The sequence below is a fragment of the Nonomuraea sp. NPDC004354 genome (assembly GCF_053602555.1).
The window spans coordinates 130,893-151,789 of sequence record NZ_JBSGDV010000016.1; the positions used below are offsets into that span (position 1 = coordinate 130,893).

Sequence of the window (20,897 nt, forward strand, 5' to 3'; positions counted from 1 at the left end):
TTGCCAACAGGGGCGTGTGTCTCGCCCCTGGGCATTGCCGGGCGGTTCCTACCGTCCAACTCATGACCAAGACAGTCCTGCTCACATCGCTGGTGGCGGGGACACTGACCGGTCCCGCTCTGGTCGAGGCGCCCGCCCCCCTCGCGATCAAGGAAATCACGATCCGTCCCGGCGACCCCGTGGTGGGTCCGCACGGCTCGGTGAAGCTGGTGATCGACGTCGTGGCCAGCGGAGCCGAGGAGAACGGCGTGACCATCAAGGTCGAGCCGGGCGCTCCGCCGGGCCCGGTACTCGGCCGCAAGCCCGTCGGGGGCGGCAGGCTCCCCGGCCCCGTGTCCCAGGCGCCGGTGGCGAGGCTGGCGCTGGTACCCCTGAACGTCCACCAGCCCGCGGCAGGTGTCCTGTCGCCGGAGGAGGTCTCTCCCGCGTTCGCGGCACCGAAGCCCCCCGTGGCGCCACCGCCCGCCGACGAGGGGGGCGAGGGCCGTGTCCAACTCCCGCGCGCGAAGCGCCCGTCCACCGAGGGCGTGATAGGAGGGGCGATCTCCTGGCCGGGCGAGCCGCCACCCCCGCACCCGGGAGAGCCCTGGTTCGAGCCCTCGGCCGCGACCGACTCCACGACTGACTCCGCGGCTGATTCTGCGGCTGAACCTGCGGCCGACGCCGCAGCCGATTCCACGGTCGAGCCCGCAGCAGACTCCACGGCCGACTCCGTAGCCGCCGACCCCGCGACCGACTCCACGACCGACGCCGCGGCTGCAGCCGACCCCGCGACCGACGCCGCAGCCGACGCCGCGACCGATTCCACGAGTGGGTCCGCGGGTGACCTCGCGGGGGCGCCGGACCCCTCGTCCGAGCCGGCGCCGGAGCAGGAGCCCGCGCCGCCCGCCGGTCCGGACGGAGAGCCCGTCGACCGTGACGGGAGGTGGGAGACCTGGCGCTTCCTGCCCACCCAGCCCCTGAACCGCTTCTATCCCGCGGGCGCCTGGACCATCACGGCCACCGCCACGGCGGACGACGGCACCAGTGTCACCGCCTACGCCACCTTCAACCTGCGCCGCGAGACCAAGCTCAGCTCGGTGCGCGTGAGCGACGCGGGCCCGGCGCGGGGCGTACGGCTGAGCGGGTCGCTGCACCGGGTCGACCCCAGCGGCGTCTCGGACTTCGCGCCGTTCGCCAGGCAGCGGCTGGAGATCCTCTACCGCCAGGACGCCGACGCCGACTGGCGTCCCGTCGGAGTCGTGACCACCGGCGAGACCGGACGCTTCGACCGGCGCCTGCCGGGCCGGGAGCGCGGCATGTGGCGGGTCCGCTACGGGGGAACCGACACCTACGCGGCCGAGCAGGCCAGAACCCAGCGCTGAGCCGGCGTTACCAGATCGTTAGCTTCTTTACTGCAACTTTTCTTTACCTTGACTCGTCGGTGGTGGTGACGCACTCCGTCCCGAGCGCGTCTTCAACGGGGAGAGGAAGTTCAGATGATGCGACGACTCGCCGCCGGCGCGGTGGCCGCCGCGCTCGGCGCCTCGGTGCTCGCGACCACGGGCACCGCGCTCGCCGATCCCGGCTACGACCGCGACCCCGACTGGGACGGCGGCCACACCAGGCTGTCGCTCGACGTCGGTCCTGAGCCCGCGTGGAAGGGCCGCGGCATCTCGATCGAGGGCAAGCTCTCGGTCGAGTGCGAGGAGGACTACATCGACGGCTTCGTCGTGGTCCGCCACGCCGACCACTGCAAGCAGGCGGGCGGCTGGAAGCGGCTGGGCGGCAAGAACATCGAGATCCTGTTCAGGCCGGACGGCTCCGGCCGCTGGGAGCACGTCGACACGGTCAGGACCGGGCGCGACGGCTACTTCTACACGCGCGAGCGCGCCTGGACCTCGGGCACGTGGCGCGCGGTGTTCGAGGGCGCCTGGTACCTCGAGCCGGCCGAGGCCACCGACTGGGTGAAGGTCGTCGGCCACTAGCCGGTGATCGCAAGAGCCCCGGCCCCGGCCGGGGCTCTTGTCTTTCCCGCGCCAGGTGCCCTCGCCGGTGAGGTCCCTCCCACTCCCGCTGTCACGGGCGGGACAGCTCGTCCAGGGCCTCCAGCAGCCGGTCGATCTCCGCCCGGTCGTTGTAGTGGACCAGCCCCGCCCGCACCGCCGACCCGGTGTCCCTGATGCCCAGCGCCTTCGTGGGCTCCCACGCGTAACAGTGGCCGTCCCACACGTTGACCTTCCGCGCGGCCAGGTGCTCGGCCACCCGGCGCGGTGAGTGGCCCGCCACGGTGAAGTAGGCGGTGGCGGTGCGCCGCCGCGGGGCGCCGACCAGCCGTACCAGGGGCAGCGCGGCCAGGCCCTTGAGCAGGTGGGCGAGCTCGGCCTGCTCGTAGGCGGCAACGGCCGACATCGAGGCGAGGATCCGCGCTCTGCGCGGGCCCGCGGCGTCAGGGTCGAGGGCGGCCAGGTGCTCCACGGCCGCGCGCACGCCCGCCAGGTCGGCGAAGGGAAGCGTGCCCGTCTCGAACCTGGCGGGCACCTCGTCGGGCGAGCAGGCGAGCTTGTCCGGCCGTAGCGAGTCGAGCAGCGTCGGGGCGGCGACCACCGCGCCGACGTGGGGGCCACACCACTTGTAGGCGCTGGTGGCGTAGAAGTCGGCGCCGAGAGCCGCCATGTCGACGGGACCGTGCGGGGTGGCGTGCACGCCGTCCACGTAGACCAGCGCGCCCGCGCCGTGGGCGACGGCGGCGATCTCGGCCACGTCCGGGATCGTGCCGAGCACGTTGCTGGCCGCCGTCACCGCCACCAGCCTGGTCCGCTCGGTGACCAGCCGCCGGTACTGCTCGGCGGGCAGCTCGCCCGACGGCACCACGATGTCCGCGTACCTCACCACGGCGCCCGCGCGCTCGGCCGCCTGCACCCACGGGCGCACGTTGGCGTCGTGGTCGAGCCGGGAGACGACCACCTCGTCGCCCTCGGCCCAGGTTCGGGCGAGCGTGGCGGCGAAACGACAGGTCAGCGTGGTCATGTTGGCGCCGAACACCACGCCGCCGGCCTCGCCGCCCACCAGGTCGGCCACCGCGGCGCGGGCCTCGGCCACGATCGCGTCGGAGCGGGCGCTCGCGGCGAACGCGCCGTGCGCGTTGCCGATGCCGGCCCGGTAGGCGCCCGCGATCGCGTCGATCACCGTCCGCGGCACCTGGGTGCCGGCGGCGGCGTCCAGCCATGCGTGCCCGTCGGAGAGAGCGGGGTACAGCGCGCGTACCCGAGTCACGTCGAAGCTCATGAATCACCATCCTGCGCTTGCCCTGGACCGAACTCCAGCCGCGAGGATGGTGCCCATGAGGAACCGATCCATCGCCGACGTCACCGTCAGCGCCATCGGCCTGGGCGCCATGCCCATGTCGGTCGCCGACCACATGCCCGACGAGGCGCGCTCCATCAGGACCATCCACGCCGCCCTCGACGCGGGCGTCACGCTGATCGACACCGCCGACGCGTACGCGCCCACCACCGCGGAGCTCGGCCACAACGAGCGGCTCGTGGCCAAGGCCCTGGCGTTGTGGAGCGGCGACCGCGACGCCGTCCTGGTGGCCACCAAGGGCGGCCACACCCGCACGCCCGGCGACGGCTGGGGCCTGAACGGCAGCCGCGCCTACCTGCGCCAGGCGTGCGAGCGGTCGCTGAAGGCCCTCGGTGTGGAGGCCATCGGGCTCTACCAGCACCACCGGCCCGACCCGGCCGTGCCGTACGAGGAGAGCATCGGGGCGCTGCGCGACCTGCTCGACGAGGGCAAGATCCGCCTGGCGGGCATCTCCAACGCCGATCCCGCGCAGATCAGGCAGGCCCACGACATCCTCGGCGGACGGCTGGCGAGCGTGCAGAACGAGTACTCGCCCCGCTTCCGCACCAGCGAGCCGGAGATCGACGTGTGCGCCGAGCTGGGGGTGGCGTTCCTGCCGTGGTCGCCCCTCGGCGGCATCTCGGCCGCCGCCGGCCTGGGCGCCGCGCACGCCGCCTTCAACGAGGTGGCGGCCGAGCGCGGGGTCTCGCCGCAGCGGGTGTGCCTGGCGTGGGAACTGGCCCGCAGCCCCGTCGTCATCCCCATCCCGGGCGCCAGCCGTCCGGAGAGCATCCTCGACTCGGCGGCCGCCGCCGACCTGGCCCTGACGCCGGACGAACTGGCCCGCCTCGGCCGTTGACCGTGGGCATCGCCCCGCATACGTTCCGCATGGGCCGCCTTCGCGCCGCCCGGACCGGAGGGAATGCGATGACCGCCGAACCCGACCCGCACCAGCAGACCTGGCCCGACATCGTGCCCGGACCGCTGGGCACGCCCCCGCCGGAGTTCGCCCGCCGCCGCGCGGAGGGACCGCTGGACCCGGCCGCGATGCCCAGCGGCGACCTGGTCCCGGTCGCCGTGCGGTACGAGGACGTGCGCACCCTGCTGGGGTCGGCTGCCTCCAGCCGCAACCTGCGCCTGCCGGGACTGCCTCGGCTGGTGAGCGGCATGGGCATCGACGACGACCCGGACGCGCTGATCAACCAGGATCCGCCGGAGCACACCCGCTACCGGCGGATCATGCACGCGGCCTTCACCCCCCGCCGCACCGAGCCGTGGCGGCCCCGGATCGCGAGGATCGCCGGAGAACTGCTCGACGGGCTGGGGGAGGAGTTCGACCTGGTGGCCGCCTTCGCCGTGCGGCTGCCCGGCCAGGTCGTCTGCCGGCTGCTCGGCGTGCCCCACGCCGACTACGACCGGTTCGTGACGTGGACGGACATGTTCCTCACCACCTCCACGGCGACCGGGCAGGCCCGCCACCGGGCCTACACCGAGTTCATGGCCTACGCCGCCGACCTGGTCGCCCGGCATCGCGCGCGACCCGGCGACGATCTCATCGACCTGCTCGTCCAGGCCAGGGACGACGAGGACCGGCTGACCGAGGGGGAGCTGGTCAACACGGTCTTCTCGCTGATCACCGCCGGGCACGAGACGACCGCCTCGATGGTCTCCCGCGGCGCCTTCCGCCTCATGCTGCACCGCGCGCAGTGGGCGGAACTGGTGGCCCGGCCGGACCTGGCGGCCGGCGCGGCCGAGGAGATCCTGCGCTACGACGGGCCGCCGGCCAGCGCGTTCATGCGCAGGATGACGAAGGACGTCGAGGTGTCCTGCGGCACCCTGCCGGCCGGCTCCGTCGTGCTGCCGAACCTCAACGCCGCCAACCACGACCCGAGCGCCTTCCCCGACCCGGAGCGCTTCGACATCCACCGCTTCGGCGCGCAGCCGCCCCACCCGCACCTGGCCTTCGGGTACGGCCCGCACCGCTGCCTGGCCGCCGCGCTGGCCAGGGTGGAGCTCACCGAGGCGGTCCGGGCCCTGGCGGTCAAACGTCCCACGCTGCGGCTGGCGATCCCGGCCGAGGCGGTCGAGTGGAGCGACGGGCTGACCTACCGTCCCGTCGCGTTACCGGTCACCTCGGCCGCCCCCGGGTCCTGAACCCCGCCGACGCGCACCCGGCCGGAGCCCGCGGACGGAGGTGTACGGGGTAAAAGGGTTGCCCGGGATGTCCGGGTCCAGATGGGTGTGCATCAGCAGCACCGTGTCGACCTGACGGCCCTCGGCCAGCCCGGCGTCGAGGGCGAGCTTCAGTTCGGGGACGTGGAAGAAGGTCTTGTCGTTGGCGCGCGAATAGCCGGTAAGGGTCAGCCGGGTGCCGGGCAGCGTCCACGTCTTCCACTGCCGGAACGGATGCCCGCGCTCCAGGCGCTCGGGATGCGTGATCATGGCGAGGAGAACGTCTTTCCCGTGAAGTTCGATTTCGACAGCGTGAAAGCAGAAAGGACGCCCCCGCCGCGATAATGGGCGAGGGCGTCCCGTTCGGGAATGTCATCCCTTGTAGTTGAAGATCTGCCGCAACGTGTGCTGCACCTCGACCAGATCCTTCTGGTCCGCCATCACCTGGTCGATGGACTTGTAGGCGTCAGGGTGCTCGTCCACCAGCGCGGCGGCCCGGTCCGCGTTCCAGGTGCGGCCGCTCATCGCCGCCGTCAGGGACGCCGCCGACAGCTCCCGCTTCGCCTTGGTGCGCGACATGCGGCGGCCCGCGCCGTGGGAGCAGGAGTTGTACGACTCGGGGTTCCCGCGGCCGCGCACGATGTACGAGCGCGTCCCCATCGAGCCGGGGATGACGCCTTCGTCGCCCCTGTCGGCCTTGATGGCGCCCTTACGGGTGATCCACAGCGACTTGCCGTAGTGGGTCTCCTGCTGGGTGAAGTTGTGGTGGCAGTTGATCGTGCGCACCCGCTGACCCATGCCGGCGACCCTGAACAGGGCGTTGATCAGGACCTTGTCCATCCGGGCGCGCGAGGCCATGGCGTAGCGCTGGGCCCACAGCATGTCCTCGATGTACGCGGTGAACTCCGGAGTGTTCTGGACCAGGTAGGCCAGGTCCGGGTCCTCCAGGCCGATCTCCTGCTTCTTCATCAGCTTCTTGGCGCTCACGATGTGCATCGTGGCCAGCTGGTTGCCGATGCCACGCGACCCCGAGTGCAGCACCGTCCAGACCCGGTCACGCTCGTCGAGGCAGACCTCGACGAAGTGGTTGCCGGAGCCGAGGGTCCCGAACTGGTCGGACACCTTCTTGGTCAGCCGCTGGTCGAGGTCGGTGTGGGGCAGGCCGAGGTCGCCGAGGGCGAGGTCCACCGACGGGTCGTCGTGGCCCTTGCCGACGCCGGCGGGGATGCGGCGCTCCACCATCGGCATCAGCGCGGCCAGGGTGTCGGGCAGGTCGGCGGCGGTGAGCGTCGTCTCCGTGGCCACCATGCCGCAGCCGATGTCCACGCCGACGGCCGCCGGGATGATCGCGTTCTTGGTGGGGATCACCGAGCCGACGGTCGCACCGATGCCGACATGGGCGTCCGGCATGAGAGCGACGTGGCCGGAGACGATTGGCAGGCGAGCGGCACGAGCGGCCTGCATGATCGCGCCTTCGTCGATCTCGCTGGCCCACGACAGCAGGTTGGGTGCGGGCTGGTTCGGCGACATGAGAACAATCTCCTTACTGGTTCTTGATCAGTGTGGCGTGACCAGAAAGGAAATCCCACTCATTTTATCTTTTCGCCGACGCTCACTCCGCCGACGATATTCGGCACCGGTGCGGATACGCCCGAACCGCATGGCCGAGCCGGCCGTACCCGGGGTCACGGCCGACGCACGGACGGGGCGGGCTCGGTTCCATGTGGCGCCATGGAATAGGCTGAACACGTGTTCCCCTCGATGAGCTAGGAGGTGACCGCCCAGTGCTGAAGGACTCGTTCGGCCGGGTGGCGACCGACCTTCGGGTGTCCCTCACGGACAAGTGCAACCTGCGCTGCTCCTACTGCATGCCGCCCGAAGGCCTCGACTGGATGCCCAACGCCCAGTTGCTGACCGCCGACGAGATCGTCCGCCTGGTCACCATCGGGGTCGAACGCCTCGGCATCACCGAGGTGCGCTACACGGGGGGAGAGCCGCTGCTGCGCCGCGAGCTGGTCGACATCGTCGCCCGCACCTCGGCGCTGGCGCCCAGGCCGCAGATCTCCGTCACCACGAACGGCATCGGCCTGGCCAGGCTCGCCACCCCGCTGGCCGAGGCGGGCCTCGACCGGGTCAACGTCTCCCTCGACACCCTCGACCGCGAGACGTTCAAGCGCCTGGCCCATCGCGACAGGTTCGCGGACGTCATCGCGGGTCTCGAGGCGGCCGAGCGGGCGGGGCTGCGGCCGGTCAAGGTCAACACGGTGCTCATGCGCGGCGTCAACGAGCACGAGGCCGTGCCGCTGCTGCGCTTCTGCCTCGAGCGCGGCTACGAGCTGCGCTTCATCGAGCAGATGCCGCTGGATGCCCAGCACGGCTGGAGCCGGGCCGACATGGTCACGGCCGACGAGATCCTCGCCCTGCTCGCCGCCGACTTCGACCTGTGCCCTGACGACCTGGAGGAGCGGGGCAGCGCGCCCGCCGAACGCTTCCTCGTCGACGGCGGCCCGGCGCGGGTGGGCGTGATCGGCTCGGTGACGCGCCCGTTCTGCGGAGCCTGCGACAGGGTACGGCTGACCGCCGACGGCCAGATCCGCAACTGCCTGTTCGCCAGGGAGGAGTCCGACCTCAAGGCGGCGCTGCGCGACGGCGCCACCGACGAGGAACTGGCCGAGCGCTGGATCGCCGCGGTCCGCGGCAAGCGCGCCGGCCACGGCATCGACGACCCGTCGTTCCTGCAGCCGGTCAGGCCGATGTCGGCCATCGGAGGCTGATCAGCCGCCGGTAGGAGTCCGCCGCCGGTGTCCGCCGCCGGTGTCAGCCGTCGAGGACCGCCGACAGGGCGGCGACCGCGTGCGCGCGGTGCTCGTCGAGCAGGCGCACCGCGGCGTCGGCGTCGGCGGCCCGCAGCGCGCCGAGCACCGCGCGGTGCTCGCTCACGACCCGCTCCCTGTTGCCCCCGTCGCCGTAGTACATCGACCGGTAGGCGTCGGTGGTGTCCCACAGCGTCCTGATCAGCCGCACCAGCCGGGGCATCCCGGCGCACTCGAAGAGCGTCAGATGGAAGACCCTGTTGGCCGCCGCCATCTCCTGCACGTCGCCCGCGGCGGCGGCCCGCTCCACCTCGTCCTGCGCCCTTTCGAGCCGCGCCAGATCGCCGGCGGTCAGGCGGGGGACGGCCCGCCGTACCGCCTCCTCCTCCAGCAGTTCCCTGATGCGGTAGACCTCGCGCAGGTCGTCGAGCGAGAGCGTCTCGACGAAGTAGCCGCGATGCGCCTGGTAGGTGACCAGGCCCTCGCCGTGGAGCGTCTTCAGCGCCTCCCGCAGCGGCACTCTGCTGACGTCGAACTCCTCGGCCAGCGCGTCCTGCCTGATCGGGCTGCCGGGGCGCAGCCTGCCCGTGGTGATGGCCCTGCGGAGCTCGCCGAGCACGAACTGCTGGGCCGTGGGCGGCCGGCGGCGTTCTTCCTCGAGCGGGCTCATCGCCCCAATATCTCACGGACCCAGTCGGAGTCCTGCCCGAGCGCGGGCGGCCGCAGCCGGTAGGCGGCGGGCGTGGCCCCGAGTCCCACCGGGTTGGCCACCTGCCCGTCGACCACCGGCTCGAACCCGAGCGAGGCGGCCAGCTCGAAGGCGCCGGCCACGTCGTTGATGGGCCCGCACGGCACGCCCGCCGCGGTGAGCGCCGCGAACCACTCGTCGGCGCTCCGCCCGGCCAGCGCCGCCGACAGTTCGGGCACCAGAAGGCCACGGGCCCGCACCCGGGCGTCGTTGGTGGCGTAGCGGGCGTCGGCGGCCAGGTCGTCGCGGCCGAGCGCCGCGCACAGCGCGCGGAACTGCCGGTCGTTGCCGGCGGCGATGACGATCGGCCGGTCGGCGGCCTCGAACACCTCGTACGGCACGATGCTGGGATGCCTGTTGCCCATCGCGCGCGGCACCACGCCCGCCGCGGCGTAGGCCGAGGCGTGGTTGGCCAGCGCCGACAGCAGCGAGGTCAGCAGCGTCACCTCGACGCGCTGGCCCTGCCCCGTCCGGTCCCTGTGGCGCAGCGCGGCCAGGATCCCGAAGGCCGCGTGCAGCCCGGTGATCACGTCGACCAGCGCGACGCCGGTCTTGGTGCCCTGGCCCTCGGGCTCGCCCGTCACGCTCATCAGCCCGCCGACCGCCTGGACGACCAGGTCGTAGCCGGGCAGGTCGGCCCCCTTGCCAGCGCCGAACCCGGTGACCGAGCAGTAGACCAGGCCGGGGTTGAGCTCGCGGACCGCCTCGTAGCCCAGCCCCATGCGCTCCATCGTGCCCGGCCTGAAGTTCTCCACCAGCACGTCCGCCCTGGCCACCAGCGCCCGCGCCACCTCCAGGTCGTCCGGGTCGCGCAGGTCGAGGGCGATCGAGCGCTTGTTGCGGTTGACGCCGAGGAAGTAGGTCGCCTGCCCGTCGGCGTACGGCGGGCCCCATGCCCTGGTGTCGTCGCCGCCCTCGGGCCGCTCCACCTTCACCACGTCGGCGCCCATGTCGCCGAGCAGCATCGTGGCGTACGGGCCGGCCAGCACCCTGCTGAAGTCGGCCACCAGCAGTCCGGACAGCGCTCCTGAAGTCTCCATAGGCAGGGCAGCCTATGCTGTGCCATGTTGGATATTCAATATTGGATCCAATCTGGAGGCTCCGCCATGCACCCCACCGCCCTGTTCGCCGTCGACGGCCTGCTGACCGACGAGGAGCGCGAGATCAGGAGCACGGTCCGCCGCCTGTGCGACCGCGAGCTGCGCCCGCACCTGACCCAGTGGTTCGAGGACGGCGTCATCCCCGCGCGCGAGCTGGCCCGCACGTTCGGCGGACTGGGGCTGCTCGGCATGCACCTGGAAGGGTACGGCTGCCCGGGTCTCGGCGCGGTCTCCTACGGCCTGGCCTGCCTGGAGCTCGAGGCCGCCGACTCCGGGCTGCGCAGCCTGGTGTCGGTCCAGGGCTCTCTCGCCATGTACGCCATCTGGCGCTACGGCAGCGAGGAGCAGAAGAACGCGTGGCTGCCCGCCATGGCGGCGGGCGAGCGCATCGGCTGCTTCGGCCTGACCGAGCCCGACGTCGGCTCCGACCCGGCCCGCATGCGCGCCGGCGCCAAGCGCGACGGCGGCGACTGGGTGCTGAACGGCACCAAGATGTGGATCACCAACGGCTCGGTCGCCGACGTGGCCGTCGTGTGGGCGCAGACCGAGGAGGGCATCCGCGGCTTCCTCGTCCCCGCCGGCACGCCCGGCTTCACCACCAGGGACCTGAAGCACAAGGTGTCCCTGCGCGCGAGCGTCACCAGCGAACTGGTCCTCGACGAGGTACGGCTGCCGCGCGAGGCCGTGCTGCCGGGCGCCCGCGGCCTGTCGGGACCGCTGCGGTGCCTGAACGAGGCCAGGTTCGGCATCGTGTTCGGCGCGATGGGGGCGGCGCTCGACTGCCTGGAGACGGCGCTGGCCTACGCGGGCGAGCGGGAGGTCTTCGCCAGGCCGCTGGCCGCCTTCCAGCTCACCCAGGACAAGCTCGCCGACATGGCCCTCGAGCTGGGCAAGGGGCTGCTGCTCGCCGTCCACCTCGGACGGCTGAAGGAGGCGGGCACGATCACCCCCGAGCAGGTGAGCGCGGGCAAGCTCAACAACGTGCGCGAGGCGCTGGAGATCGCCAGGACGTGCCGGACCATCCTGGGTGCCAGCGGCATCACCCTGGAGTACCCGGTGATCCGGCACGCGGTGAACCTGGAGTCGGTGCTCACCTACGAGGGCACCTCGGAGATCCACGCCCTCGTCCTGGGCAAGGCGCTGACCGGCCACGCGGCCTTCGCCTGACGGTCCCCGGCGGGGACCGTGTGATCACCCCGGCGGACGCCGTACGGTGTGCACATGGGGCATGACGCGATCATTCTCGCGGGCGGCGCGGCGCGCCGGATGGGCGGCAGGGACAAGCCGGGCCTGCGGCTCGGCGGCAGGACGCTGCTCGAACGGGTCGCCGCCGCCGTGCGGGAGGCGGAGCGCGTCGTGGTGGTGGGCCCGCCGCGCGACCTGCCCGGCGTGCTGTTCACCCGCGAGGAGCCCGAGGGCGGCGGGCCTGTGCCGGCGCTGCGGGCGGGCCTCGACCTGGTGGCGGCCCCGTGGGTGGTGCTGCTGGCCGGTGACCTGCCGCTCATGGAACCCGCCTGCGTGACCGCCCTCCTCCAGGCCGCCACCGCACCCGGCCGCGCCCCCGCCGCTCCGGACCCGGGGCGCGCGCCGGGCCGGCAGAGGGTGGGCGCGGTGCTGGTCGACGACGAGGGGCGCGAGCAGTGGCTGGCCGGGGCGTGGCGCACCGCGCCGCTGCGCGCGGCGCTCGCCGGCTACCAGGGCCGCTCCCTGCACGCCCTGCTGGCCCCCCTCGACCCGGTACGGCTGCGCCTGCCGGGAACCCCGTGGCTCGACTGCGACACATTGGACGATCTTCGAAAGGTGGCACAGATGAACGTGTTGGCCGAGTGGACCGCACTGGCCTGCAAGGAACTGGGCGTCGACCCTTCCCGGGTCGACAGGGACCTCGTCCTGGAGCTGACCAAGGAGGTCGCCCACGGCGTCGCCCGCCCCGCCGCCCCGCTCACCGCCTACCTGCTCGGCCTTGCCCAGGGCATGGGCACCGCGCCGGAAGACGCCGTCGAACGGATCACGACGCTGGCCCGTAACTGGGAACGCGCCACGACAGAGACCTTGACCGACGACTGAAGATCCCGGTCAAGCTGAAGATTTGCTGTGAACCCGCCGGCAAACGATTTTGGGAAAGCAGGCCTATCCAACCGGCGGGCCGCAACGAAATTGGGGGAGAAAAGGGCGATGCCGGGTGGTTACGGGGGCAAACCACCCGGCATCGCTTCATCGGCGTTCCGACGGGGGCCCGGAACGCCGGCACCAGCACTCCGACGGGGGACCGGAGCGCTTGGCTAAAGCGTACACCTACTACCCGTGGGATGCGTCAAGACTTAGTCACGACCCGATCTCGCGTCGGTGATGCGGTATCTCGCCTTGGTCATGGGAGGGGTTGGAAAAGGTCGGAGGCGGCGCATCTCTTCCCCGCTCATTGGCACCTATAACCGCTATGTATGGCAAAAAGACGGCCCCGGCGATGAACAGCAGCCGGTACGGCCACGGGACAGGAACCACGACCGCCAGGATCAGGCAGATCGTCCGGATGCCCATCTGGATGAGGTAGATCTTTTCCCGGCGGTGGATGTCCGCACTCAGGGACGGCCGGGCGTCGGTCACCCTGTGCACGTCCTTCTGGCGGCGCCAGCGCTTCACACCTTCCACCGTAGACCTCGGACGGCGCCGGCGCGATGAGCCCCATGAACGGTACGGCTGGTCATGCGATCATGGCTTTCAGGTAAGGGAGGAGCAGCTATGTCGGATCGAACGTATCGGGTGACCGAGATAGTCGGCACGTCGGGGGAGAGCCTCGATGACGCCATCCGCAACGGCATCCGCAGGGCCTCGCAGACGCTGCGTCACCTCGACTGGTTCGAGGTGACGGAGATCCGCGGACACATCGACCAGGGGGAGATCGCCCACTACCAGGTGGGCATGAAGGTGGGCTTCCGGCTCGAGGACGCCTGATCTCTGTCACCGTTTCGTGGGAGGCGTGACTTCGCCGGGTTCGCGGGGCACACTGCGGTACCAAAAGGGCTCGGCGAAGGGATCACGTGATGGCACCGCTCCTCCGCATCGGCTCGCGGTCGTTACCGGGCGCGGGTCGCGGAGCCGTCCGCGACGACAGCCAGGCAGCCGCCCGCGACCACAGCCGCGGGACCGGCGTCAGGGCCGGCCGTGACAGCGGCCGCGGGGCCCGCTCGCTGGTGGCCGCGCTGGCGCTGGCCGTACCGCTGGCGACGGGCTGTTCCAGCGTTCCCGTGACCGGCCGGGCCGCCTCCCCCGCACCGAGCGCCCAGCATCCGAGCGAGCAGAAGGGGGCGGCCACGTCCTCGCCCGTCCTGCGCCAGACGCCCGACCAGATCGCCCGCACCTCCGCCAGCATCAGGCAGCTCGACGACCTGCCCATGTACGAGATGACCTTCGACGGCGGCTACGACGCCGAGGCGCCGCTCACCGAGGACGAGCTCGCCCGCAAGGCCGACGGCTGGGCGTGCTCGCTGTTCCTGCGCGGCACCGAGTTCGGCCGCAACTTCGACTGGGACCCCAACCCGGCGATCGTCGTGCGGGCCGACCCGCCCGACGGCTACGCCTCCCTGTCGATCGCCGACGCCTCCTACCTGCTCGGCTCGTCCGCCGCCCCCGACCTGTCCGACCCCGTCCAGCGGCGGCGGCTCGGCCACGCGGTGCTGGCCCCCTTCGACGGCATGAACGAGAAGGGCCTGGCCGTGGGCCTGGCCACCACGCCCACCGCCGAGCTGCCCGCTCCCATGCCGGACCGGCCCACGCTCGGCAGCGTGCGGATCATGCGGGTGCTGCTCGACCGGGCCGCCACCGTGAAGGAGGCAGTGGCCCTGATGCGCACCTACAACGTCGACTTCACCGGCGGGCCCCAGGTGCACTACCTGATCGTCGACAAAAGCGGCGACTCGGCCGTCGTCGAGTACGGCAAGGGCAGGATGAACGTGGTCGAGGACCGCGTGCTGACCAACTGGAGCGTCGTCAGCGGCACGCCCGACGACCGCCACACCAGGCTGACCAGAACCATCGACTCCAAGACCGACGGCCTCGAGCTGCTCAAGAGCGTCGCCCAGGGCCACACCCGCTGGTCGGTCGTCTACGACCTCGCGGCGGGAACGGCCAGGCTGGTCACCGCCAAGCGCTGGGGCAAGGTGCACACGCTGTCGCTGGCCCGCCCGCAGGAGTGAGCCCTCCGGGCGGGCCGGCGCTCAGTTGGCCTGGCTGACCGTCGACATGTTGAAATCGGGCACCCGCACCGGCGGCATGACCGTGCGGGTGAAGTAGTCGTTCCACTCGCGCGGCAGCGTCTGCCGGCTCTCGCCGATCTCGCTCACGCGGCCGAGCAGGTCGACCGGGCTCTCGTTGAACCTGAAGTTGTTCACCTCGCCGACGACCTCGCCGTGCTCGACCAGGTAGACGCCGTCGCGGGTGAGCCCGGTCAGCAGCAGCGTCTGCGGGTCGACCTCGCGGATGTACCACAGGCAGGTCACCAGCAGCCCGTGCGCGGTGGAGGCGATCATCTCCTCCAGCGTCCGGCCGCCGTCGCCGCCGTGCATGATCAGGTTGTCGACCGCGGGCGTCACGGGCAGGCCGCTCAGCTCGGCCGAGTGGCGGGTCTGCAGCAGCGCCGACAGCGTGCCGTCCTTCACCCAGTCGGTGGCCGCCAGCGGCAGGCCGTTGTCGAAGACCGAGCTGCGGCGGCTGGACGCGTGGGCGGTGACGAACGGCGCGCACTCGATGCCCGGCGCGAGGGGATCGCTGGTGAGCGTGACCGGCAGCGGCGACAGCCGCTCGCCGACGCGGGTGCCGCCGCCCGGCCTGGAGAAGACGGTGCGGCCGTCGAGGGCGTCGCGGGCGCCCGACGACCACAGCAGGTAGATCATCAGGTCGGCGACCGCGCTCGGCGGCAGCAGCGTCTCGTAGCGGCCCGCCGGCAGGTCGATCCGGTTCTTGGCCCACTCCAGGCGCTGGGCCAGCGAGGAGTCGAGCCCGGCCACGTCGACGTCGGAGAAGTCGCGGGTGGCGACCCCCGACCAGGCCGAGCGCTTGAGGTCGGCCGACTTGGCGTTCAGCTCCAGGCGCCCCGTCGGCTGGTCGTGGCGCAGCCGCAGCCCCGTGGAGGAGCCGAGGAAGGTGGAGGTCAGGGTGTGCTCGGCGAAGCCGTACAGCTTCCTGCCGCCCGCCTCGGCCGCGGTGAACGTCTCGCCGAGCGCGGGCGCGAAGTCGCCGAACACGCCGATCGAGGTGGGCCGCACCGGGTCGGCCCAGGTGGCGCTCGTCGCCGCGCCCTCGACCAGCGGCCTGGCGTCCTCGGCGGGCTGGGCCTCGCGCGCCGCCGCGTCGGCCGCCGCCACGACCTCGGCCAGCTGCTCGGGCCGTACGGCCGCGCGCGACAGCACGCCGACGCGCCCGTCCACGATCGAGATCACGGTCAGCTGGGCGGACCTGGCCACGCCGTTGGTGGTCAGCGTGTTGCCCGCGAAACGCAGGTTGGTCGTCGACCCCTCGTCCGCGATGACGACGCAGTCGTCGGCCTGGGAGAGCTCCAGCGCCCTCTCGACCATTTCCTGAGGAGACGTCACTTTCCACCCTCCTGGACGGTGTTGAGGATCCTGACATGGCGGAACAGCGCCGAGGGACAGCCATGGCTGACCGGGGCGACCTGGCCCGGCTGGCCCTTGCCGCAGTTGAAGGCGCCGCCGAGCACGTAGGTCTGCGGCCCGCCCACGGCCTCCATCGAGCCCCAGAAGTCGGTCGTGGTCGCCTGGTAGGCGAAGTCGCGGACCTGGCCCACGACGGCGCCGTGCTCGATGCGGAAGGCCCGCTGGCCGGTGAACTGGAAGTTGTAGCGCTGCATGTCGATCGACCAGCTCTTGTCGCCGACGATGTACAGGCCGCGCTCGACGCGGCCGATCAGCTCCTCGGTGGAGGGGCCGTCGGGCTCGGGCCGCAGCGAGACGTTGGCCATGCGCTGGATCGGCATGTGGCCGGGCGAGTCGGCGAAGGCGCAGCCGTTGCTCGCCCCGAGGCCCTTCATCAGCGCCATCCTGCGGTCGAGCTGGTAGCCGACCAGGATGCCGTCCCTGACGATGTCGAACTCGCGGGTGGCCACCCCCTCGTCGTCGTAGCCGACCGTCGACAGGCCGTGCTCGACCGTCCGGTCGCCGGTGACGTTCATCACCGGCGAGCCGTACACCAGCGAGCCGAGCTGGTCGAAGGTGGCGAAGCTGGTGCCGGCGTAGGCCGCCTCGTAGCCGAGGGCCCGGTCGAGCTCGGTGGCGTGGCCGATCGACTCGTGGATCGTCAGCCACAGGTTCGACGGGTGGATCACCAGGTCGTACTCGCCGGCGTCGACCGACGGCGCGGCCAGCTTCTCGGCCAGCAGCTCGGGAAGGGCGGCCAGCTCCGACTGCCAGTCGTAGAAGCCGCCGGTCAGGTACTCGTAGCCGCGGCCGACCGGCGGCGCGATCGTCGACATGTCGTCGAAGCCGTCGGGGCCGGCCTTCATGGCGTTCAGCTCGGGATGCACCCTGACCCGCTGCTGGGTGGTGACCGTGCCGGCGGTGTCGGCGTAGAACTTCTGCTCCTTGACCTGCAGGAGCCGGGCGCTGACGTGGTCGGCGCCCTTCAGCAGCCCGGCCGACCAGTCGGCCAGCAGCGCGACCTTCTCCTTCTGCGGCACCGAGAACGGGTCGATGTCGTAGGGGGAGACCCAGGTGACATCGGCGTGGACCGGCTCGGGCGCCAGCTCGATGGGCTCCCTGTTGATCGGGGCGCTCACCTCGGCCACCGCCACGGCCTGCGCGGCCACCTCGGCGGCCGCCTCGGGCGTGAGCACCAGGCCGGCCGCGAAGCCCCACGTGCCGTTCTTGACCACCCGTACGGCGTAGCCGAGGTCGTCGGCGTCCATGGCCCCTTCGAGCCTGGCGTCGTACAGGGCGAGCGTCTCGGCGCGCACGCGCTCGAGCCGGAAGTCGGCGTGGGAGGCGCCGAGGTCGCGGGCGCGCTGGAGCGCGGCGTCCGCGAGCTGCCTGAGCGGCAGGGCGAGGAAGTCGGGATCGATCTGGCGCATGTCAACGATCCTAGCCCTGTGATCTTGTGCCACCCGGACAAGCGGATACCGGCCGGTAGGAGATAGCGTCAGGTGCCATGGCACGCTCTGTACTCGTCACCGGCGGCAATCGCGGCATCGGCCTCGCGATCGCCCGCGAACTCGCCGCGGCAGGCGACAACGTCGCGGTCACCTACCGATCGGGCGAGCCGCCCGAGGGCCTGTTCGGCGTCCGCTGCGACGTGACCAGCGCGGAGGATGTCGACGCGGCCTTCGCCAAGGTGGAGGCCGAGCAGGGTCCGGTCGAGGTGCTCGTCTCCAACGCCGGCATCACCAAGGACACCCTGCTGGCGATGATGAAGGAAGACACCTTCACCGACGTCATCGACGCCAACCTCACCGGCGCCTACCGCGTCGCCAAGCGCGCGATCAGGCCGATGATGAAGCTCAAGCGCGGCCGCATCATCCTCATCTCCTCGGTCATCGCGATGCTCGGCCAGGCCGGCCAGTCCAACTACGCCGCCTCCAAGGCGGGCCTGATCGGCTTCGGCCGCTCCCTCGCCCGCGAGTACGGCTCGCGCGGCATCACGGTCAACGTCGTCGCCCCCGGCTTCGTCCAGACCGACATGACCGCCGACCTCGACCACGAGGCGATCGTCAAGAACATCCCGCTGGGCCGCCAGGCGTCCCCCGCGGAGGTCGCGCGTGTCGTCCGCTTCCTGGCCGGCGACGACGCCTCCTACATCACCGGGGCAGTGATCCCCGTCGACGGCGGACTCGGAATGGGGCACTGATCATGGGCATCCTCGATGGCAAGCGCATCCTCGTCACGGGCGTCCTCACCGACGCCTCCATCGCCTTCTCCGTGGCCAAGCTGGCCCAGGAGCAGGGCGCCACGGTCGTGCTGACCGGCTTCGGCCGCCTGTCGCTCGTCGAGCGCATCGCCAAGCGGCTCCCGCAGACGCCGCCGGTGATCGAGCTCGACGTCCAGAACGACGAGCATCTCGACACCCTGGCCGCCCGCGTCGGCGAGCACGTCGACGGCCTCGACGGCGTCGTCCACTCCATCGGCTTCGCCCCGCAGACCGCGCTCGGCGGCAACTTCCTCAACACCACGTGGGAGGACGTCTCCACGGCCCTCCACATCTCCACCTACTCCTACAAGTCGCTCGCGGTCGCCTGCCTGCCGCTGATGAAGGAGGGCGGCGCCGTCGTCGGCCTCGACTTCGACGCCACCAAGGCGTGGCCCGTCTACGACTGGATGGGCGTGGCCAAGGCGGGCCTGGAGTCGGCCAACCGCTACCTGGCCCGCGACCTCGGCAAGCAGGGCATCAGGGTCAACCTCGTGGCCGCCGGTCCGCTGCGCACGATGGCCGCCAAGTCGATCCCCGGCTTCAAGGAGTTCGAGGACAGCTGGCCGGAGAAGGCGCCGCTCGGCTGGGACCTGGCCGACACCGAGGCGGCCGCCAAGGCGTGCGTGGCGCTGATGTCCGACTGGTTCCCCGCCACCACCGGCGAGATCGTCCACGTCGACGGCGGCGTCCACGCCATGGGCGCCTAGCTCCGCCGGCACCGCCAGCGGCCCGGGGCGGCCATGGCACCCGCCGGAGGGCGCCGACCCCGGGTCAGGCCAGGCGGTGGCGACCGCCGCCGACGCGCATCGGCTCGAACGGGATCGACTCGGGACGCTCCTCGCGGCCCCGCCGCGACTGCATCACCCTGGCCGCCAGCACCGCCGAGGCCAGCAGCACCGCCGTCAGCGTGGTGCCGAGCACGTCGGACTCGGGCTCGCTCGGCCGGACCACCTGGCCGCCGATGCGGTCGGACAGCTTCTCGGAGAAGGGCCCCGGCCACAGCAGCTCCACCCGCGGGTCGTCGGGGTCGACGGGCGCGGGCTCGGGCGGCACGACCTCACGGGTGGTCCTGAGCTGCGGCCTGCTCATGGGCGGCACCGTTGCCTCGGTGGGCGGCGTCACGGCGTCCTTGCGCCGCCTGGCAGGCGTGGCGCTGGGGGAGGGCGAAGGGCTCGCGGCGGGCTCGGCGGAGGCGGGCGGCTCGGTCGCGGGCCGTTCGACGGGGCTCAGCACGCCCTCACCCTCGCAGGCCAGCACCGGCAGGCAGACCTCCTCCAGGGTGCTGGAGACCAGGTCGTCGCCGCGGCCGGTCGGCTGCCCGCCGGGCTCCTCGCGCGGGGTGCCGGGGGAGCGGGTGGAGGTGGGAGCGGGCTTGGCGGTGGGCGCCACCTCGCCCACCGGGGCGAGGACGGTGTCCGTCGTCCTGTCGACGGTCTCGGTCACCGGCGACAGCGAGTTGCCCGTGACGCCGTCGACCACGTCGGTCACCCCGTCGACCAGGTCGCACACCCCGCTGGTCACGCCGGACAGCAACCCGCCGCCGCGCTCGCAGTCGCGCGCCTGGGCCTGCGCGGAGCCGGCGCCGATCGGAAGCGCGGCCAGCGCCAGCGCGAGGAGGCCGGCCGAGACCGTGGTTCTGTGGCGTCCTGCGCCCATCTACCCCTCCTGTGTCGTTCTCCCGATGGACAGCTTTGTTGAGGCGAAGCCGTTTTCCACGCAAAGTTACGATTCGATATCGAGTAGTGATACGCGAGGGTGACTCTCGTTCGGCTGCCCGGACATGCGACGAACCCGGACGCGCGAAAGACAGGCCCAGCCTACTCACGTTGATCATCTCGGCGCATGTCCCGCACGGCCGCGCGCGGGCGGAGCCCGTCAGTCGAGGGAGGAGACGTCGTCAAGCGCCTCGCGGATCTCGCGGGGCAGTTCCACGTCCTCCGCCTGAAGGATGCCTTTCAGCTGGGTGTGGGTGCGCGCGCCGACGATCGCCGACGAGACGCCCGGCTGGTCACGCACCCACGACAGGGCCACCGCCAGGGGGGAGACGCCGAGCCCCTCGGCGGCGGTGGTGACCGACTCGACCACCCTGCGGCAGCGCTCGTCCAGGTAGGGGCGGACGAAGTCGGCGAAGTGCGGGGTGGCGGCGCGGGAGTCGGCGGGGATGCCGGTGCGGTACTTGCCGGTCAGCACCCCTCTGCCCAGTGGCGACCAGGCCAGCACCCCGGCGCCCACGTGCTCGGCCGCGGGCAGGACCTCCCGCTCGGGGTCGCGGGCCAGCAGGGAGTACTCCACCTGCGCGGCGGTGATCGGGATCCGGCCGGGCGTCGCGCGCTGCGTCACCGCCGCCGCGGCCAGCTGCCAGCCGGAGTAGTCGCACACGCCTGCGTAGACCGCCCTGCCGGAGGAGACGATCGCGTCGAGGGCGCCCAGCGTCTCCTCCAGCGGCACCTCGGGGTCGTAGGTGTGCAGCTGCCACAGGTCGACGTAGTCGAGGCCGAGCCGGGCCAGCGAGGCGTCGACGGCGGCGATGAGGTGGCGCCGCGAGGCGTCGCGCGGCCGCCGCCCTGCGGGGGTGAGCACGGCCTTGGTGGAGACGACCAGCTCCGAACGCGGCACCGCGTCCCTGAGCAGCCGCCCGAGCAGCCGCTCGGCGTCGCCGCCGGTGTAGACGTCGGCCGTGTCGATCAGGTTGCCGCCCGCCTCGGCGAAGGCGCGCAGCTGCGCCGCGGCCTCCTCGGCGTCGGTGTCCCTGCCCCAGGTCATCGTGCCGAGGCCCAGACGGGACACCGATAGGCCGCTCCGACCGACATAGCGTTGTTCCATGAAGCT

At 72.0% G+C, this 20,897-nt stretch carries 21 protein-coding genes; 11 read left to right on the forward strand and 10 right to left on the reverse strand.

Annotated elements, in window-relative coordinates:
* Window positions 1-62 precede the first annotated feature (62 nt).
* Together ACWENQ_RS34035 and ACWENQ_RS34040 are read left to right on the forward strand one after the other, a co-directional pair.
* On the forward strand, window positions 63-1,364 hold the full coding sequence (locus ACWENQ_RS34035) for a hypothetical protein (RefSeq protein WP_452417879.1): 1,302 nt from the start codon (window positions 63-65) through the stop codon (window positions 1,362-1,364).
* Window positions 1,365-1,478: 114 nt separating this feature from the next.
* Window positions 1,479-1,967, forward strand: coding sequence for a hypothetical protein (locus ACWENQ_RS34040; protein ID WP_354907055.1), 489 nt, complete (start codon window positions 1,479-1,481; stop codon window positions 1,965-1,967).
* A 91-nt stretch (window positions 1,968-2,058) separates the two neighbouring features.
* On the opposite strand, the gene ACWENQ_RS34045 is transcribed toward ACWENQ_RS34040, so the two are convergent.
* A complete protein-coding gene (locus ACWENQ_RS34045) occupies window positions 2,059-3,267 on the reverse strand; it encodes a cysteine desulfurase-like protein (RefSeq protein ID WP_449925561.1) in 1,209 nt (402 codons plus the stop codon).
* A gap of 55 nt (window positions 3,268-3,322) precedes the next feature.
* Between ACWENQ_RS34045 and ACWENQ_RS34050 the strand changes: the two genes are divergently transcribed.
* Both ACWENQ_RS34050 and ACWENQ_RS34055 read left to right on the forward strand, forming a co-directional pair.
* The gene (locus ACWENQ_RS34050) at window positions 3,323-4,183 is read left to right on the forward strand and encodes an aldo/keto reductase (RefSeq protein WP_452417881.1); all 861 of its coding nucleotides are present in this window, start codon (window positions 3,323-3,325) and stop codon (window positions 4,181-4,183) included.
* Window positions 4,184-4,251: 68 nt separating this feature from the next.
* Window positions 4,252-5,478, forward strand: coding sequence for a cytochrome P450 (locus tag ACWENQ_RS34055; RefSeq protein WP_452417883.1), 1,227 nt, complete (start codon window positions 4,252-4,254; stop codon window positions 5,476-5,478).
* On the opposite strand, the gene ACWENQ_RS34060 is transcribed toward ACWENQ_RS34055, so the two are convergent.
* Together ACWENQ_RS34060 and ACWENQ_RS34065 are read right to left on the reverse strand one after the other, a co-directional pair.
* Window positions 5,446-5,766, reverse strand: coding sequence for a hypothetical protein (locus tag ACWENQ_RS34060; protein WP_452417885.1), 321 nt, complete (start codon window positions 5,764-5,766; stop codon window positions 5,446-5,448). The genes ACWENQ_RS34055 and ACWENQ_RS34060 overlap by 33 nt on opposite strands.
* Window positions 5,767-5,868: 102 nt before the next feature.
* Complete coding sequence (locus ACWENQ_RS34065; RefSeq protein WP_452417887.1) at window positions 5,869-7,026, reverse strand: RtcB family protein; 1,158 nt, start codon at window positions 7,024-7,026, stop codon at window positions 5,869-5,871.
* Window positions 7,027-7,280: 254 nt separating this feature from the next.
* On the opposite strand from ACWENQ_RS34065, the gene moaA reads away from it, so the two are divergent.
* Window positions 7,281-8,270, forward strand: coding sequence for a GTP 3',8-cyclase MoaA (gene moaA, locus ACWENQ_RS34070; protein ID WP_449925547.1), 990 nt, complete (start codon window positions 7,281-7,283; stop codon window positions 8,268-8,270).
* 43 nt (window positions 8,271-8,313) lie between these two features.
* Here moaA and ACWENQ_RS34075 read toward each other — a convergent pair whose 3' ends face one another.
* On the reverse strand, window positions 8,314-8,979 hold the full coding sequence (locus ACWENQ_RS34075) for a GntR family transcriptional regulator (RefSeq protein ID WP_452417889.1): 666 nt from the start codon (window positions 8,977-8,979) through the stop codon (window positions 8,314-8,316).
* Window positions 8,976-10,097 (reverse strand): CaiB/BaiF CoA transferase family protein, encoded by a 1,122-nt coding sequence (locus tag ACWENQ_RS34080; protein ID WP_449925542.1) that lies wholly within the window; start codon window positions 10,095-10,097, stop codon window positions 8,976-8,978. The genes ACWENQ_RS34075 and ACWENQ_RS34080 overlap by 4 nt, the downstream gene beginning before the upstream one ends.
* A 66-nt stretch (window positions 10,098-10,163) precedes the next feature.
* Between ACWENQ_RS34080 and ACWENQ_RS34085 the strand changes: the two genes are divergently transcribed.
* Window positions 10,164-11,324, forward strand: a complete 1,161-nt coding sequence (locus tag ACWENQ_RS34085) for an acyl-CoA dehydrogenase family protein (protein WP_449925539.1) — start codon at window positions 10,164-10,166, stop codon at window positions 11,322-11,324.
* Between the two features lie 54 nt (window positions 11,325-11,378).
* Window positions 11,379-12,224, forward strand: a complete 846-nt coding sequence (locus ACWENQ_RS34090; RefSeq protein ID WP_452417891.1) for an NTP transferase domain-containing protein — start codon at window positions 11,379-11,381, stop codon at window positions 12,222-12,224.
* A 258-nt stretch (window positions 12,225-12,482) separates the two neighbouring features.
* On the opposite strand, the gene ACWENQ_RS34095 is transcribed toward ACWENQ_RS34090, so the two are convergent.
* Window positions 12,483-12,797: a DUF3099 domain-containing protein gene (locus tag ACWENQ_RS34095; protein WP_354907044.1), complete on the reverse strand. Its 315-nt coding sequence runs from the start codon at window positions 12,795-12,797 to the stop codon at window positions 12,483-12,485.
* A 99-nt stretch (window positions 12,798-12,896) separates the two neighbouring features.
* On the opposite strand from ACWENQ_RS34095, the gene ACWENQ_RS34100 reads away from it, so the two are divergent.
* Both ACWENQ_RS34100 and ACWENQ_RS34105 read left to right on the forward strand, forming a co-directional pair.
* Window positions 12,897-13,109 carry a dodecin gene (locus tag ACWENQ_RS34100; protein ID WP_354907043.1) on the forward strand — a complete coding sequence of 71 codons (213 nt, stop codon included), beginning with the start codon at window positions 12,897-12,899 and terminating at the stop codon, window positions 13,107-13,109.
* Between the two features lie 89 nt (window positions 13,110-13,198).
* Window positions 13,199-14,350, forward strand: coding sequence for a linear amide C-N hydrolase (locus ACWENQ_RS34105; RefSeq protein ID WP_452417893.1), 1,152 nt, complete (start codon window positions 13,199-13,201; stop codon window positions 14,348-14,350).
* Between the two features lie 21 nt (window positions 14,351-14,371).
* On the opposite strand, the gene ACWENQ_RS34110 is transcribed toward ACWENQ_RS34105, so the two are convergent.
* Both ACWENQ_RS34110 and ACWENQ_RS34115 read right to left on the reverse strand, forming a co-directional pair.
* Window positions 14,372-15,727, reverse strand: a complete 1,356-nt coding sequence (locus ACWENQ_RS34110) for a metallopeptidase TldD-related protein (protein WP_452417895.1) — start codon at window positions 15,725-15,727, stop codon at window positions 14,372-14,374.
* Window positions 15,728-15,741: 14 nt separating this feature from the next.
* Window positions 15,742-17,235, reverse strand: coding sequence for a TldD/PmbA family protein (locus tag ACWENQ_RS34115; RefSeq protein ID WP_452417897.1), 1,494 nt, complete (start codon window positions 17,233-17,235; stop codon window positions 15,742-15,744).
* Between the two features lie 77 nt (window positions 17,236-17,312).
* Here ACWENQ_RS34115 and fabG point away from each other — a divergent pair, with 77 nt between their 5' ends.
* Window positions 17,313-18,008, forward strand: a complete 696-nt coding sequence (fabG, locus tag ACWENQ_RS34120) for a 3-oxoacyl-ACP reductase FabG (protein ID WP_354907039.1) — start codon at window positions 17,313-17,315, stop codon at window positions 18,006-18,008.
* 2 nt (window positions 18,009-18,010) lie between these two features.
* A complete protein-coding gene (gene fabI, locus ACWENQ_RS34125) occupies window positions 18,011-18,775 on the forward strand; it encodes an enoyl-ACP reductase FabI (protein ID WP_452417899.1) in 765 nt (254 codons plus the stop codon).
* Window positions 18,776-18,839: 64 nt separating this feature from the next.
* Here the strand turns inward: fabI and ACWENQ_RS34130 are convergent, their stop codons facing one another.
* Together ACWENQ_RS34130 and ACWENQ_RS34135 are read right to left on the reverse strand one after the other, a co-directional pair.
* Window positions 18,840-19,724: a hypothetical protein gene (locus ACWENQ_RS34130; protein ID WP_449925522.1), complete on the reverse strand. Its 885-nt coding sequence runs from the start codon at window positions 19,722-19,724 to the stop codon at window positions 18,840-18,842.
* A gap of 219 nt (window positions 19,725-19,943) precedes the next feature.
* Window positions 19,944-20,891 carry an aldo/keto reductase gene (locus ACWENQ_RS34135; protein ID WP_354907036.1) on the reverse strand — a complete coding sequence of 316 codons (948 nt, stop codon included), beginning with the start codon at window positions 20,889-20,891 and terminating at the stop codon, window positions 19,944-19,946.
* Between the last annotated feature and the right edge of the window lie 6 nt (window positions 20,892-20,897).